This window comes from Rheinheimera sp. (genome assembly GCF_030824435.1).
In the GTDB taxonomy this organism is placed as follows: Bacteria; Pseudomonadota; Gammaproteobacteria; order Enterobacterales; family Alteromonadaceae; genus Pararheinheimera.
Genome location: NZ_JAVBXS010000024.1, coordinates 1 through 14,078, shown reverse-complemented (window position 1 = coordinate 14,078; position 14,078 = coordinate 1). Strand labels below are relative to the sequence as shown.

Genomic DNA, 14,078 nt, shown 5'->3' with positions numbered 1-14,078 from the left:
GTTTCGATACAGTACTTCAACACACAATTTCAACACCAGGCAGCGTTTTTACACAACGCTGCTGTTGTAAAAACGCGGCTAAACCCCTGGTTTATCGCGGAAACTATAACTTAACCTAAAACCTTCCCCTTCCGGCAACCGCACTTGCCCACCCAATTGTTGGGTGACCAGGTTATATAAAATCGACATGCCAAGGCCAACACCACCATGATTGCGCGCTGTGGTAAAAAAAGGCTCAAAAATATGTTGTTTGCTTAAAGTAGATAAACCTGCACCGTTATCGCGATAATGAATACAATATAAATCTTCCGCCAGCTTTTCTCCGGTCAGCCAAATCTGATGGCCAGCGCCTGTGGCAACAAAACCATGTTGCACACTGTTCACCACCAGATTAGTCAGAATATGCACATGACTGCCGGGGTAAGTTTGCAGTTGCCAATCTAACGGAATATCCAGCTCCAACCGGACTCCGGCTTTTTTTAACAGCGGCGATAAAGTGGACAAAATCTGTTGATAATATTGCGCCACTTTCATCTGTCCTTGTTCTGCACTGTGCTGATCGGCCGCTGTGCGTTTAAAGTTCTGAATAAGCTCATCAGCCCGCCCAAGGTTCACCTGCAGCAGCGGCAAAGCCTGCGCCAGTACCTGACAAAAGCTACGTAAATCGGTTTTGGTCAGGCGGTCACTGGCCAGCAAAGCGGCAAAATGGGCAAACTCATCGGCAATCACACTCTGGGTGGTAATAGCCACGCCCAGCGGTGTATTGACTTCATGGGCAATGCCAGCCACCAGATGACCTAACGCCGCCATTTTTTCCGACTCCACCAGCTGATGTTGCATCTGCTGTAAATCAGCCAACGTTTGTTGTAACTGCTCGGTACGGGCCGCAACTTTTTGCTCCAGCTGCACATTTAACGCCTGTAACCTGTCTTCATATTCCACCCGCTCCAGCTCTGCTTCAATACGGCCGGAAAACAGCTCAAACAGGTTTTTCACCAGCTGTGGATTGTGGATAGGCTTTTGATACAAAGCGACAATAATGCCAATCACCCGGCCCGTTAAATCATGTAGTGGGGTGCCCAGATAACCTTCCACCCCCATTTGCACCAACAGCTCGTCTTGTGGATAAGCCGCACAAACATTACTGGGGTAACAACAAAAACTGTCGTCGCTTACATTGGCACAAGGGGTGTGCTCCAGTGAATAACTGATGTTATCCACCAACTTGCCTTTAGCAACTAAAGCGATGGTATTGGCGCTGTGACTATGCGCATCTAACCTGGCGATAAAAGTGTAATCGGCACCAATCACTGAATTTAACAACTGCACTATACGCTGAAAAAAATCATGACCTCTGGTGTTCGATACCCCTTCAATCAGGCTCTGCAATAGTGTTTCCATGGCAAGCTCCAACGCCACAAGATGATGCAAAAGTGTAGCTGAACTGGCCAGGATGCAACCTGAACTCAGCCAAAAAATAGCTGGTCAAACAAGGTGATGCCGGTCATGATTTGCCTTTTCAGCGTTTTGGATCCCAGATGAACACAACAACTAAAGTTGCTTTGGTGACAGGTGCCGGCTCAGGTATTGGCCGGGCTTTGGCGCTGGAGCTGCAGGCCAGCAACTTTAAGGTGTATGTCACAGTGCGCCGTCAAAACCAGCTGGCAGAACAACAAGCTTTGGGTTTATCGCCGCTGCTGCTGGATGTGAATGACCAAAACGCCGTGCACCTTGCCATCAGCCAGATAGAACAGGAACAACAGCAGCTGGATTTATTGATCAACAACGCCGGTTTTGGCGCTATGGGGCCAGTGCTGGATTGCAGCGAGGCAGAGCTGCAACAACAATTTCAAACCAACGTCTTCAGTATTGTGAGCCTGACCCGCCGTTGTTTGCCTTTGCTGGCAAAAAGCGGCGGCACTGTGGCGAATATTGGCAGTGTGTCAGCCGATTTTGTCACGCCTTTTGCCGGTGTCTATTGCGCTTCAAAAGCGGCTTTACATGCGCTCAACACCGCACTTCGGTTGGAACTGGCGCCTTTTGGCATTCACACTGTGCTGGTGCAACCCGGCGCTATTGCTTCGTCTTTTGGCAATACCGCTATTTCGCATGCCGAGCAGTTATTGTCGGAACAATCCCCCTGGTGGCCACTGCGTGAAGGTATTCGGTTAAGGGCGGCCGCTTCGCAGCAAAAACCTACCCCTGCCCATCAATTTGCCCACAAGGTGGTGAAAAAACTGCAACAAAACCCGCCACCAAGACGGATTCGCGCCGGTTACGGCAGTGTGGTGCTGCCGCTATTGGCGGCTTTGTTACCTGAATTTTTACTGGATGCTATTTTGCGCCGGAAGTTTGTATTGCCCAAAAATGGCAGCCTGAAAATAAAGTCTGAATAAAAAACAGCATTTTTGGTCAGGACAAACAGGCGGCGGCTGCTTTAGGCTGGGTTATTCCATTCAGATAGAATTACAACAATGCGTTTTTTTATTCAGCTTGGCAAAGTACTGCATTATATAGACCAGCAGCTGGCAGAAGCGCCTGCTGAGGCGGCGTCTATTGGTGACAATTCGGCGGCAGCAAAACAATCCAACCCTTTGTCGGTTGAAGCTTTGAGCGAAGTGGCCTGCTGGTCAAAATTTCATTTTCAGCGCCAGTTTCAACAACATTGTGGTTTAACGGTGCAAAGTTATATCCGTTTACGCCGTTTGTTGCGTTCAAGCAGCCAGTTGGCGTTTCGGGACACAAAACTTACTGACATCAGTGCTTTAAGTGGTTATCAGAACAGTGAATCTTTTAGCCGCGCTTTTAATGCGCTGATGCAACAAAGTCCCGGCGAATTCCGGCAAAACCCCGACTGGCAACAATGGCAGGCGCAGCAGCAACAGCTGCTACAGGTCAATCAGCTCAAACACAGGATGCAAATCATGGAGCCCAAAGTAGAGATTATAAATTTTCCGGCCACCCCGGTGATTGAACTACTACATCAGGGCCCGCCAGCGCGCCTTGGTGACAGCATCCGGCGTTTTATTGAATTTCGCAAAAGCCAGCAGCTGCCGCCAAACCGTTATGCCACCTTTAATTTTTTGTATAACGACCCTCATCACACACCAGCTGCGGATTTTCGTTTTGGTTTGGCGGTCGCTTTACCAGCATCGTTCGCCACACCACCCGATTTGCCCGGGGGTTTTGTGCAACATCAAATCCCGCAGCTACGTTGTGCCCGTTTGAATTTTTGTGGTGACGATCAGCAGCTGGGTGCGCTGGTGCAATATTTGTATGGCGACTGGTTACCAGGATCCGGTGAACAACTGGCTGATTTCCCTATTTTTATTCAACGCAAAAGCTTTTTCCCTGAAGTGGCGGCACATTTGGCAGAAAGTGATATTTTTTTGCCTTTGTTCAAAGCAGATGACAAGGTGGCTGACATCACCGCAGTACAAGGGCAACAACAGTGAAAAACAAACAACATTGGGAACAGGTTTATCAGCAAAAACAACCGGATCAGGTGAGCTGGTATCAGCGGGAAGCAAGTTTGTCTTTACAACTGATCAAGCAGCTGACCACGCCAAATGCCAGCCTGATTGATGTGGGCAGTGGCGCGTCCAGACTAATCGATGATTTGCTGGCACTGGGTTACCAGCGGCTGACAGTGCTGGATATTTCAGCAGCGGCACTTGAGGTCAGTAAACAACGCCTTGGTGCTCAGGCAACAACGGTCAACTGGTTGGTGGCCGATATCACCAGCGTTGAGCTGCCGGCGCAGGCTTATGATTTGTGGCATGACAGGGCAGTGTTTCATTTTTTAACGGAAAAAGCTGACCGCGCGGCTTATGTTGAGCGCGTCCGGCACAGTCTGAAACAAGGTGCTTATTTACTGATCTCCTGTTTTGCCGAACAAGGGCCGGAAAAATGCAGTGGCCTGCCGGTGGTGCGTTATAACCCGCAAAGTCTGGCGGCCGAATTTGGCGCAGCTTTTGCGACAAAACAACAATATGAAGAATTGCACCCCACTCCCTTTGGTACCGAACAGGCCTTTATTTATCTGGTATTGCAAAAACGCTAAGCAGATTGTGACCGGTGCCGCCCGCAGCCAGAGCCTTCTGGCTGCCAACAGCGCCACTTAAACTATTCTCATCACTGATGTTTTTATGCTGTGCCCTTCATTGAAAAGCATCCAACTGCTGACTACGCTTTGCTCCAGACCTAATAAAGAGACAAAGGAGCAGTCCATGTTCAGTTTCCAGGCCAAAGCCAAAGCAGACGATGTTATTAAAGCTATTCATCAGACGCAGGCGGTGATCCAGTTTGCGCTGGACGGCAGCATAGAACACGCCAACCAAAACTTTTTGCAGCTACTGGGTTATCAGCTTGGCGAGGTGGTCGGCAAACATCACCGTATTTTTGTCGACGACAACGAAGCCCGCTCAGCCGGATATCAGGCATTTTGGGACGATTTACGCCGCGGCAAACCACAAACGGCGGAATTTAAACGTATCACCAAAACTGGCCAGTCAGTGTGGATCCAGGCTTCTTACACCCCCATTATGCACAAAGGTAAAGTGGAGAGAATTATCAAATTTGCCACTGATGTCACAGCTCAGGTGCTCAGCCGCGCCAATATAGAATCACAGCTGGCTGCTATTCACCGCGCTCAGGCGGTGATTGAGTTTGATTTGGCAGGCCATATTTTAACCGCCAATAGTAACTTTTTAGGCCTGATGGGTTATCAGCTCAATGAAGTTCAGGGTAAACATCACAGTATTTTTGTTGAAGGCAACGAAGCTAAAAGCCCGGCTTATCAGCAGTTCTGGGTGCAATTACGTCAGGGTCATTATCAGACTGCTGAATATAAAAGGATCACCAAACAAGGGTTGCCGGTGTGGATCCACGCCACTTACAACCCTATTAAAGCGCCGGACGGCACTGTGCTGAAAATTGTCAAATTTGCCAACGACATCACCAAAGATGTGTTGCAAAAACAAGAGTTTAAGCTGTTATCTATGGTGGCAAACGAAACCGACAATGCAGTGATTATTTCCAGCAGCGAGCGAAAAATTCAGTATATAAACAAAGGTTTTAGTCGCATGACAGGTTATCAGCTGGAAGAAATGTTAGGGCATAGCGCCTGTGAAGTGCTGGTGGGGCCAAAAACCGACCCTGACACCAAAAGCAGAATTGAAGCTGAACTGGCTGCGCCTAATGCTTTTTATGATGAAATTGAAATTCACCGCCGCGACGGCAGCTCGTTATGGATTTCGGTGACCAGCAACCCGGTGCGGGATGAAAAAGGGCAACACCAGAGTTATATCGCCATTCTGGCTGATATCACCAAAGTTAAATCAGCCGCTCTGGAATTTAAAACCCGTTTTGACACCATTAGCCAAACCAACCTGCTGCTGGAATGGCATGTAAATGGCGAACTTTGTGATATCAATCAGTTCCCGGAACAGGTGCTGAAAATACCCAACGAAAAATTCCGCAGTCTGCTAAGCCCATGGCAACAGTATTTAACAGCTGAGCAGCAACAACAGCTGAACAAAGGCAATAGTGTCAGCAAAGAGCTGCTGCTTGAGCTGGGGGATAAAACTATAGTGGTAGCCGCCACTTTTAGTGTGATTAAAGATCCTTACGGCAAAATTCAAAAAATCTTTTTATATGGCGCCGATATCACCAGCCGCCAGCAAGTGGTGCAACACAGCGAAACCATGATGTCGGCGCTAATGAGTTCAGGCCAGAGTATTAACAATATGGTGTCCAGCATTAATGCAATTGCCGACCAGACTAATTTGCTGGCGCTGAATGCCGCCATAGAAGCAGCTCGGGCCGGTGACGCTGGCCGTGGTTTTTCGGTGGTGGCCGACGAGGTGCGTAATCTGGCGTCCAAAGCGGGTGCTTCGGCCGGTGAAATTAACTCAGTTGTCAGTCAGAACCAAACCTTATTACGTAGCCTGGCCGACACCCTTGGCAAACTCAATCAGCAGCAACATTAACAACATACCGTTTTTAGTGTTGTTGCCGCTTTACTGCAGCGCCTGCACTGTCCTGCAACCTGACTCACCACAAAAGCAGTGCCAGCCACTGTTTTTGCGGTTTCATTGATCCGCATCAGCCTGGCAAACGCCAAAACCCCTTAGGCTGAGAACAACAGATGTGACTGAGAGCAATAGATGAAATTTCAAACTGCGGAACAAGCTTTAGCCCTGATTCAAAACGGTGAAACCTTATGGTGCCATTCGATGGCGGCCACCCCTTATTCCATGCTCAACGCCTTGGCCATCGTTGCGCTGGAAAAACGCGATTTAACTTTACTCAGCCTGCACACTGAACATAGCCAGGCCTTGTGCGCCGCAGAGTTACAAGGCCATTTACGCCAGAGAGTGTTTTTTGTGGGTAGCCCGACCCGCCCTGCAGTGCAATGTGGTTTGGCCGATTATGTGCCGGCTTTTTTATCGGAAATTCCAAAAATGTTCCGAAGTGGTGAGCAGCTAGTCGACACCGCCATTATTCAGGTGTCACCACCGGACAAACATGGTTTATGCAGTTTAGGTATTTCGGTGGAAGCCACCCGAGCCGCTATGCAATCGGCGAAAAAAATTATCGCGCAAATTAACCCAAAAATGCCGCGCACCCATGGCGACTCTTTTGTGCACCTGAGTGACTTTGACGCTTATGTCGAGCTGGAAAGCGACATTCCTTTGCATTTACCAGCGCCACAAGACCCCATCACAGCCCAGATTGGCCGTAATGTGGCGAGCTTAGTGCGCGACGGCGACTGCCTGCAAATGGGCATAGGCGCTATACCTGATGCAACCTTAGCTTGCCTGGGTGACCGGCAAAACCTGGGGATTCATACCGAAATGTTTTCTGATGGTGTGTTGCCGCTACTGGCTAAAGGGGTATTTAGCAACCGCAATAAACGTAAACACCCGGGCAAAATAGTCACCACTTTTGCCATGGGCAGTCAGGCTTTGTACGACTTTGTCGACGACAACCCTGAAGTGGTGTTTTTGGATGTGGCTTACACCAACGACACCAGCGTGATTAGGCAAAACCCGCAGGTGATGGCGATTAACAGCGCTTTGCAGGTGGATTTATCCGGCCAGGTCTGTGCTGATTCTTTAGGCACCAAAATTTATTCCGGCGTTGGCGGCCAGATGGATTTTGTCCGTGGCGCAGCTTTATCTGAAAGCGGCCGTGCTGTGATAGCCCTACCGGCAACAGCGGCAGGCGGCACAGTGTCGCGCATCAGCTCATTATTGGCACCAGGCGCCGGCGTAGTGACCACCCGTGCTCATGTGCATTATGTGGTCACCGAATATGGCGTGGCCAACCTGCGTGCCAGAAGTTTAACTGAACGTGCTAAAGCGCTGATAAACATCGCTGCCCCGCAATTTCGCGAACAGCTGGCCAGAGATGCTTATAACGATTGGGGCTTATTGGTGTAACAGCCAACAAATTTTCGTTTAACAGCCGCCTGCTTTTGTTATCAATTCGGGCGGCGGGTATGGCGCTACTAAAGCTGCTGATGGCAGCAAAAACCAGCATAAAGCCGCGCCAGGGCAGGCGTCGGGTTATTTTAATGCTGAAACTACAAAGCAAATGTCTCGGTGTGCAGGCTTTATTTCATATCGGCGCTGGGGTTAATGGATAAAAATTTTCAATAAATTTAGCTTTATAAACACCGGCTTCCTGATACATCAGCTGCGAGCCACCCCATAAGGTGCCGGGGAACCTCGTCAGTTGTTCTATTTGTGCATTAATGTGCGGAAAAGTGATAAGTTTCACCGCTTGTTCTGTGCTCAACCATCTGATTTCTTCAATCATTTCAGGTGTTTTTATCTCACCGCTTTTAATGTTGGTGCTGTAAACCAACCGTGTTGAGAGTTCGTTATTTTGCTCAGTTTTGAGGGTAAATACCCCTCTTAAAGTTGGCGTGGTAATTGTTAAGCCATAACTGAGCGCAAGTTGATCCAGTCCATCTTTGATGGTCAGATTGTTGTCCTGATACCAACCCGGCGTCACCCAGCGCTCTGAATTTTTGACTTTAACCACCAGCAATTCATTTTTGTCATTAAATACCAACAAACGATGAAAGGTGGATGGTTTTGTTGTTTGCTGAGCAAAAGTGAACTGAGAGCACAACAGCATCAGCAACAGTAATACCTTTTTCAAAATAGCCTCCATGTATTTTTGTGATTTTAAGCCCGCCGGAAAAACGGACCACTTGTTGCGCGCACAGCACCAACAACCTCGTTTGTTGGCTTTTATCAAAAAATAACTTGTTTAAAATGTGGGTTTTCCACCAATACTTCCATTTTGGCAATGGAGTCCAGCACTATCAGATGGTCGATGTGGCTCAGCACCAGGCATTCTTCCCGCTGCGCATTACGCCTGGTATCCAGCGCTATGCCTGCAACTTCCTCACCCGATTTCAGCGTTAATTTAACGCTGTAACGATACAGACAAACAATTTCAATATGGTCGTGCAGCTCGCAGGAAATCATTTTATTGCTCCTTGTTCGCAGGAGTAGCGGCCATGTTGGTTGTGCTTCACTCTTTGTTGACTTTTTTAGCCCGGTAAACCCAGGGCACCACAGAAAGGACAATAAGGGCGATCACCGTACTCAGCACAGCCGTTGATTCGCGACCCATGCCTGCCGCCATCCCTATTGCCGCCGTTACCCAAATACCTGCGGCTGTTGTCAGGCCGCGGGTTTCGACGTCTTTAGTGCCCATAATAATGGCTCCGGCACCTAAAAAGCCCACACCTGCAATTAACCCCTGCAACACCCTGCTTAAATCTGCGCTTGATGCACCGGCCTGCTGCGGAATCAACACAAAAAGCGCCGCACCGATGGCAACCAGCATATGCGTTCGCACGCCGGCACTTTTCCCCTGCCGCTCACGCTGATATCCCAATAAACCGCCAAGGATGGCAGCCACCAACAAGCGCAATGTGATCCTTGTGACTTGCGCTGCATCGGGTATGTCAGAAAACTCCAACACCACTGTATTCCATACCTCTTGCCACATAACCATAGCCCTTCTTGTTTGATACTTTCCGCCATGTCAGCAGATCATTTAACAGCCGCCTGCGATAAACAGCAACAAAAGAGCCGCCGGAGTGCAACTCTGGTTTTTGTAATTGGTTGTCTCCAACGTTCACAACGACTGTTTAAAAGGTAATAGCACTCAGTCTCTGCTACTGCAGAATGTTCAACGATACAATAAGGCAAAAAGCCCCAAATATAACGTTATGCTGGTCATCGATAATGCAGCCAGACAGAACCTTTGCCCGACAACAGCACCTTGTGAGTGCTATTCCTTCTCTTCTTTGTATTGATAATATCCATGAACATCAAGTGGTTCAGTTGCATAGTTGATTGCGTTATTGATATTGCCGAAGATGCTAATCTCAAACTTCCGGCTGTCCCAGCCACCAAAGGCTTGTGGGCAATTTTTGGCATCTGGCTTCCAGGCCTCACATAACCAATAGCTTTTTGTGTCAAACCGCCAATAGGCCTTTCCACTTGCCCGCGGATGAATACATTGTGTTTTGTCAGTTTTATGGGCATCTACCTCAAGCACAATAAAGTCTGGCGCCGAATGAGCGAGACGATAAGTTAAAAGTGTTTGTGCAGCGTCGGAAAAGGCAATGGTGTTTTTGCTGATGGTAATTTTGCAAAACTCAAATGGCGTCCGGCCAAAATATGATTGCTCAGGTTGCCATTGATACTGAGTGAGATCGACAAAACTACCTGAGCCTGCATAACTGCTGAGCGAAAAAACCATCGCAATAATGGTTGTTGAAATCTTGAATCTGTTCATTGAGTACTCTAAAGCTGAATAAAACCAGATCGCGAAGCGGCGCTGGCTTTCACAAATTTTGTTTGGTTTTACACGTCAAAAATAACCAGAGTGCCACAACTGCCCGGCGCCACGGCATGTAACACCCCCACAGGAACTATAAATATCTCACCGGCACGCACAGTAATAACATCTGCTCCCACTGTGAGGTTAAGCTGGCCATCAATCACCAACAGACCCTCCGGATAATGGTGGCATTCTTCTGGGTAAGGCGTTTCGTCCATCCGCATAACTTTCAGGTTAGCGCCGCCAACCTGAGCAAGCACAGTGGATTTCCAGGCTTCAGACTGCACAACCGCTGATTTTAGATTTACCAGGCTTATGATAAATACTCCTAAGGTTAAGGGTTTGAACCAGGGAAAACCACAATGACAACTGGCGGCAACAGCCATATTTTATGATTAAATATGGCCAAATGTACCAGGATAAACATTGGCACTGTAGATAAACCAATCTTGTGCAATATGGTGGCAAATATACAAAGCACGAAAGTCAATTGCCGAATTTATTGTATGTACCCGCCAACCAACATGAACTAACAATTCTTTTTGACCAAGCGGCTCAACACTAAGAATATTAAATAACGCTTTTTGGTAACCAAGGTTTCGCAATGAATCACAATTTTTTGTAAATTTACTCAGCAAAGAAGTTGTATCAGTAAATACCTGTACACCATCTGCATCTGAGATAGCACAGGGCAAGCGATATAAAGCTGCAATGAGCTCCGGCTTTAACCCATCAAATGCAGCAGCATAATGATTAAACAGTTCTTCCATAAACAATATTTACCTTCTTACTCCAGACTTACACCTGCGATTTATTGAAAGTGCAGCGAAAAACCATGCCGGATATCTAAAATTGTGATAGCTAAGGTAAGGCAACAATAACTTCAACTTCGAGTAAGTTTGATTTACTCCAAAGCCTTTTCACTTCAACCCAACTTGCAGCTGGATATTTGCCGTTAAAGTGCACCTTACGTGCTGGAATAGCTGTTTTTAAAGCTTCAATATCTGTAGTGAAAATAACTTCTTTTACAATAGCTTCTGTACCAACATCATAGTCCGCCAGAATTTTTTTGATCTGAGTGTAAATATCATCGACTTGCTCATCAAAAGTCGCCTTCTCACTGGGAATGCCAGAGATATATAAAATATTGCCATGTTTAACGACCTGGGAATAACCAACATCATTTTCCCAGGGAAAATAGTTTTTCCTTTCTACGAATGCTGCTGTGCTGGCGCATCCGGAAACAAAAAATAAAATCAATAAAAACATTAATATTTTAAAGGAACTTAACATTTACACTCCAATGGTTAAATAATACAGGGTCCGCCACACAGGCGGACAATTTTCTGCAAGCAGAGCCAGCAGGCGCGGTGTATTGGCTTTTATATGTAAGCAGCATAGATAATAGTACCAGCTGCACATATCCCTGCAGCCAGAGATAACAACCGCATACCATGTTCAAAATGGACCTTAGCGATGGAAAACCGACGGGTTCTTTGCAAGCCCATTAAAAATATTGCAGTTGCCATACATAATAAACCAAGCATACCGAACGGCGTTTTATTAAATACAGGAAAGAATGCTGCCATAGCAATAAAATCTGAAAGCACAAAATAAAACACAGTCAAAAAACATGTCTGGATAATTTTATCGAACTCAAATTAGAGACTCCCGTATAACTTCCCACTTAAGCGCAAAATTGTGAGCGTCTTCATTGAACCGCTTGTTAAATATTTACTTGATAACACTGTTTAATACCCAGAAGCCAACAGGCCAACTTGCCAACATACAATAAGTAATTAAGTTTGCGTTGCGAACCTTAACTTTAAGAATATTTGACGGCAATGCCTGAAGCATTTCCTTTGATACCAGGTACTCAGACCACCACGAAGCAAAGAAGAAGGGAACCAACAGTACCAGCCCAGCGGCTGGAATCATCCAGTTTAGATCTGTTTCATATGGTATTAGCCATGGTGCCTGCCAGGTAACGGCCAACACTTTACCCATGTAGGAATCAAGTCCGTACGCACCGCCGCCTCCAGTGAGCATTTGAACGAGAACAAGCAAAAACCAGGTAACAGGAATGCCGACAATGGTAGAAACTATATTGGAAACACTTACCGTTTTTAGTGATTGAGAAATGCTAAGCCCCAATCCTTTTGATATATAAAATGTTTCAATAGCAATGATCGGAACAATCGATATTAAAAAAGCAGGCATAGCCAAAAATAACATCGGAACACCAGCATTAGCGTAAACAATCCCCGGCAGCATCAAAGCACAAATCGCGAGTGCGGTTTTTTTAGATATATGCACATTTCCCTCTTGGCATTTAACTATCACAGGCGAGCAACTTGTTGCGAGTCTAGCCGCAAAGCGGTGTTTTGATGGTGCTTAGCTCCTTTAGGCCTAACTACCAAATTTAGCGCGGTAAAACGCGCATGCGTTTTACCGTCGCAGCTCATGCGAAGCATGGGCGATTAACATTTGTTTGTTATGCTCCAACACTTGCAACATTGCTTGTGAGGTGTTGGTATTCAACATTATTGCAGTACTCTAACTTTTCTTTGAATTTTGAGTATGAATTGTAACGCTTGTATAAGCTATCCCTTAATCTATATAAAGATTCATAATCCAACTTTGTACGCTCTAAAATACCAAGCCTATTTAAGTTGTTTTCAAATTCGTTTCTTGATGAGTAATAGCTCACAAAACCAGTTTCAGTGTTTAAAACAAAGTAAGATATTTTATTGCTTAGGACAATTTCTTGTTCATGTGTATTTGAACATCCTGGCAATCTGATCCCCGCTATATAAATGTCAGACTTGGCTATATCCACCACTGCATTCTCAACGACAATTTTTTCATTTTTCCTGATATGATAATAATCGTATCGGCCGCTATTCATATACTCAAAACCATTATTAAGACTTTCTGATTCAGTTAAAACCGACAGTAAAATATATAAATACATGAAACCAAAAGGGGCTAGAACTAAAATAGATATTACTACCAATAATACTTTTTTCACTGCACTACCCTAAGAACATAACGCCCAAATTTAGCGCGGAAAGTCGCGCAGCGGGTTGACGTCGCAGCCAGCGTTTTTTGCTGGCGATAAAATTTGCTTGTTATGTTCTGTAGCCACAGGGAAAAAACTTTACCTGACATAATGTACATAAAAGTATGTCACCGCGTATGTGATAAATGCTAAGCCAATAAAAACCACTACAGCCTTTGTTCTACCCATTGATATATTAGAACCACACACTGGGCACTGGTAACCTGGATAATTAGTTCCACGAAGCTCTACTTCAATCGGATGAATCTTGCAGCCGCACTTTTTGCATTTCCGACTCACTTGAAGTCACCTCTAACGCCTCAAGCAGAGGCACCAGCTTCGCTGGTGTCCTGCTGGATTGACTTGTTCGTCTTGCCCTGCTCGATAAAGGATTTTCGTTTGAACCAAAAAACTACTGCCCCTAAAGGAAAGCCTGCTGTGATTACCCAAGGGGCATACTCATTAGAAGCCATTGCCGCTGCACCAAAGAGTTGAAATTGAAGAATTTTGAAACCAAATACACCAGTGCTCCAATTTATGCTTATGGTTCCTATGCCTCCTAGGATGAATAGCACCCACAACCACTTCCTTTTTTGTATAGGAGTTTTAATGCAGTAAACAAGCGAAAAAAGAATAAACATAGGGACAATACATGCTAACAATAAGACAAGATAATGAAGAGCTGATTTCCCCGCTAACTCAAATTTGTTGAGCTCTTTCTGAGATGCTTCAGTTCTATATACATTAAAACCAATTACTGTAGTTTTACTGGCTATACGCTTCATAACTACGTTGGCGACCGCCCAGCCCGCCTCAAATTGGCATTCGAAGGTAAAGTTTCCTTGCCATGTTTCATTAATTGTATTTATTTGTGAACCAATTAATTCTGTTGAAAGCAATTTGCCTGATGGAAAATAGGACGCTATCTCTGCAAGCTTCTCTTCAGATACTTGATTCGATAACTCAGGATCAATATGACTCAAGACATATTCATAATTTTTATCCCTAATTTCACTAAGGTAGGCTTTAGCAAACTCCATTTCTTCTTTTGGAACAAGAGCATTGTCAGATAAGTCTGCATGCGCAAACATTGCTGCCAAACCGATGAGTAAGCCAAATATAATTCTCAGATTGTTCATATTCT

Annotated in this window: 17 protein-coding genes; 5 read left to right on the top strand and 12 right to left on the bottom strand. The window is 45.9% G+C overall.

Annotated features, from left to right (window positions below):
- Positions 1 to 78 precede the first annotated feature (78 nt).
- Positions 79 to 1,401 carry an ATP-binding protein gene (locus RCH83_RS05770; protein ID WP_306519949.1) on the bottom strand — a complete coding sequence of 441 codons (1,323 nt, stop codon included), beginning with the start codon at positions 1,399 to 1,401 and terminating at the stop codon, positions 79 to 81.
- 137 nt (positions 1,402 to 1,538) lie between these two features.
- Between RCH83_RS05770 and RCH83_RS05765 the strand changes: the two genes are divergently transcribed.
- The 5 genes from RCH83_RS05765 to RCH83_RS05745 all read left to right on the top strand — a co-directional run bounded on the left by RCH83_RS05765 (position 1,539) and on the right by RCH83_RS05745 (position 7,445).
- Positions 1,539 to 2,396 (top strand): SDR family oxidoreductase, encoded by an 858-nt coding sequence (locus RCH83_RS05765; RefSeq protein ID WP_306519947.1) that lies wholly within the window; start codon positions 1,539 to 1,541, stop codon positions 2,394 to 2,396.
- A gap of 78 nt (positions 2,397 to 2,474) precedes the next feature.
- A complete protein-coding gene (locus RCH83_RS05760; protein ID WP_306519945.1) occupies positions 2,475 to 3,455 on the top strand; it encodes a GyrI-like domain-containing protein in 981 nt (326 codons plus the stop codon).
- Positions 3,452 to 4,063 (top strand): class I SAM-dependent methyltransferase, encoded by a 612-nt coding sequence (locus RCH83_RS05755; protein WP_306519943.1) that lies wholly within the window; start codon positions 3,452 to 3,454, stop codon positions 4,061 to 4,063. The genes RCH83_RS05760 and RCH83_RS05755 overlap by 4 nt, the downstream gene beginning before the upstream one ends.
- An 85-nt stretch (positions 4,064 to 4,148) precedes the next feature.
- Positions 4,149 to 5,990 carry a PAS domain S-box protein gene (locus RCH83_RS05750; protein ID WP_373689750.1) on the top strand — a complete coding sequence of 614 codons (1,842 nt, stop codon included), beginning with the start codon at positions 4,149 to 4,151 and terminating at the stop codon, positions 5,988 to 5,990.
- A 177-nt stretch (positions 5,991 to 6,167) separates the two neighbouring features.
- Positions 6,168 to 7,445 (top strand): acetyl-CoA hydrolase/transferase family protein, encoded by a 1,278-nt coding sequence (locus tag RCH83_RS05745; protein ID WP_306519939.1) that lies wholly within the window; start codon positions 6,168 to 6,170, stop codon positions 7,443 to 7,445.
- Between the two features lie 178 nt (positions 7,446 to 7,623).
- Here the strand turns inward: RCH83_RS05745 and RCH83_RS05740 are convergent, their stop codons facing one another.
- The 11 genes from RCH83_RS05740 to RCH83_RS05690 all read right to left on the bottom strand — a co-directional run.
- A complete protein-coding gene (locus RCH83_RS05740; RefSeq protein ID WP_306519937.1) occupies positions 7,624 to 8,172 on the bottom strand; it encodes a hypothetical protein in 549 nt (182 codons plus the stop codon).
- 95 nt (positions 8,173 to 8,267) lie between these two features.
- Positions 8,268 to 8,504, bottom strand: a complete 237-nt coding sequence (locus tag RCH83_RS05735) for a Rho-binding antiterminator (RefSeq protein ID WP_306519935.1) — start codon at positions 8,502 to 8,504, stop codon at positions 8,268 to 8,270.
- A gap of 46 nt (positions 8,505 to 8,550) precedes the next feature.
- The gene (locus RCH83_RS05730) at positions 8,551 to 9,033 is read right to left on the bottom strand and encodes an MgtC/SapB family protein (RefSeq protein WP_306519933.1); all 483 of its coding nucleotides are present in this window, start codon (positions 9,031 to 9,033) and stop codon (positions 8,551 to 8,553) included.
- Positions 9,034 to 9,318: 285 nt separating this feature from the next.
- Positions 9,319 to 9,828, bottom strand: coding sequence for a hypothetical protein (locus tag RCH83_RS05725; RefSeq protein ID WP_306519931.1), 510 nt, complete (start codon positions 9,826 to 9,828; stop codon positions 9,319 to 9,321).
- A gap of 68 nt (positions 9,829 to 9,896) precedes the next feature.
- On the bottom strand, positions 9,897 to 10,160 hold the full coding sequence (locus tag RCH83_RS05720) for a cupin domain-containing protein (RefSeq protein ID WP_306519929.1): 264 nt from the start codon (positions 10,158 to 10,160) through the stop codon (positions 9,897 to 9,899).
- A 108-nt stretch (positions 10,161 to 10,268) separates the two neighbouring features.
- Positions 10,269 to 10,643: a hypothetical protein gene (locus tag RCH83_RS05715; protein ID WP_306519927.1), complete on the bottom strand. Its 375-nt coding sequence runs from the start codon at positions 10,641 to 10,643 to the stop codon at positions 10,269 to 10,271.
- A gap of 91 nt (positions 10,644 to 10,734) precedes the next feature.
- Positions 10,735 to 11,166 (bottom strand): RidA family protein, encoded by a 432-nt coding sequence (locus tag RCH83_RS05710; protein ID WP_306519925.1) that lies wholly within the window; start codon positions 11,164 to 11,166, stop codon positions 10,735 to 10,737.
- 89 nt (positions 11,167 to 11,255) lie between these two features.
- Positions 11,256 to 11,501, bottom strand: coding sequence for a hypothetical protein (locus tag RCH83_RS05705; RefSeq protein WP_306519923.1), 246 nt, complete (start codon positions 11,499 to 11,501; stop codon positions 11,256 to 11,258).
- Positions 11,502 to 11,607: 106 nt separating this feature from the next.
- Complete coding sequence (locus RCH83_RS05700) at positions 11,608 to 12,189, bottom strand: hypothetical protein (protein WP_306519921.1); 582 nt, start codon at positions 12,187 to 12,189, stop codon at positions 11,608 to 11,610.
- Between the two features lie 178 nt (positions 12,190 to 12,367).
- Positions 12,368 to 12,904, bottom strand: a complete 537-nt coding sequence (locus RCH83_RS05695) for a hypothetical protein (RefSeq protein WP_306519919.1) — start codon at positions 12,902 to 12,904, stop codon at positions 12,368 to 12,370.
- A 350-nt stretch (positions 12,905 to 13,254) separates the two neighbouring features.
- On the bottom strand, positions 13,255 to 14,078 hold an 824-nt coding region (locus RCH83_RS05690), incomplete at its 5' end, for a hypothetical protein (RefSeq protein WP_306519917.1).

What these genes read in the sequence shown, in the direction of transcription:
- RCH83_RS05715 (WP_306519927.1), bottom strand. Translation starts at nt 10,643, where the DNA reads ATGGAAGAACTGTTTAATCATTATGCTGCTGCATTTGATGGGTTAAAG.
- RCH83_RS05730 (WP_306519933.1), bottom strand. Translation starts at nt 9,033, where the DNA reads ATGTGGCAAGAGGTATGGAATACAGTGGTGTTGGAGTTTTCTGACATA.
- RCH83_RS05725 (WP_306519931.1), bottom strand. Translation starts at nt 9,828, where the DNA reads ATGAACAGATTCAAGATTTCAACAACCATTATTGCGATGGTTTTTTCG.
- RCH83_RS05765 (WP_306519947.1), top strand. Translation starts at nt 1,539, where the DNA reads ATGAACACAACAACTAAAGTTGCTTTGGTGACAGGTGCCGGCTCAGGT.
- RCH83_RS05760 (WP_306519945.1), top strand. Translation starts at nt 2,475, where the DNA reads ATGCGTTTTTTTATTCAGCTTGGCAAAGTACTGCATTATATAGACCAG.
- RCH83_RS05750 (WP_373689750.1), top strand. Translation starts at nt 4,149, where the DNA reads ATGCTGTGCCCTTCATTGAAAAGCATCCAACTGCTGACTACGCTTTGC.
- RCH83_RS05735 (WP_306519935.1), bottom strand. Translation starts at nt 8,504, where the DNA reads ATGATTTCCTGCGAGCTGCACGACCATATTGAAATTGTTTGTCTGTAT.
- RCH83_RS05770 (WP_306519949.1), bottom strand. Translation starts at nt 1,401, where the DNA reads ATGGAAACACTATTGCAGAGCCTGATTGAAGGGGTATCGAACACCAGA.
- RCH83_RS05745 (WP_306519939.1), top strand. Translation starts at nt 6,168, where the DNA reads ATGAAATTTCAAACTGCGGAACAAGCTTTAGCCCTGATTCAAAACGGT.
- RCH83_RS05710 (WP_306519925.1), bottom strand. Translation starts at nt 11,166, where the DNA reads ATGTTAAGTTCCTTTAAAATATTAATGTTTTTATTGATTTTATTTTTT.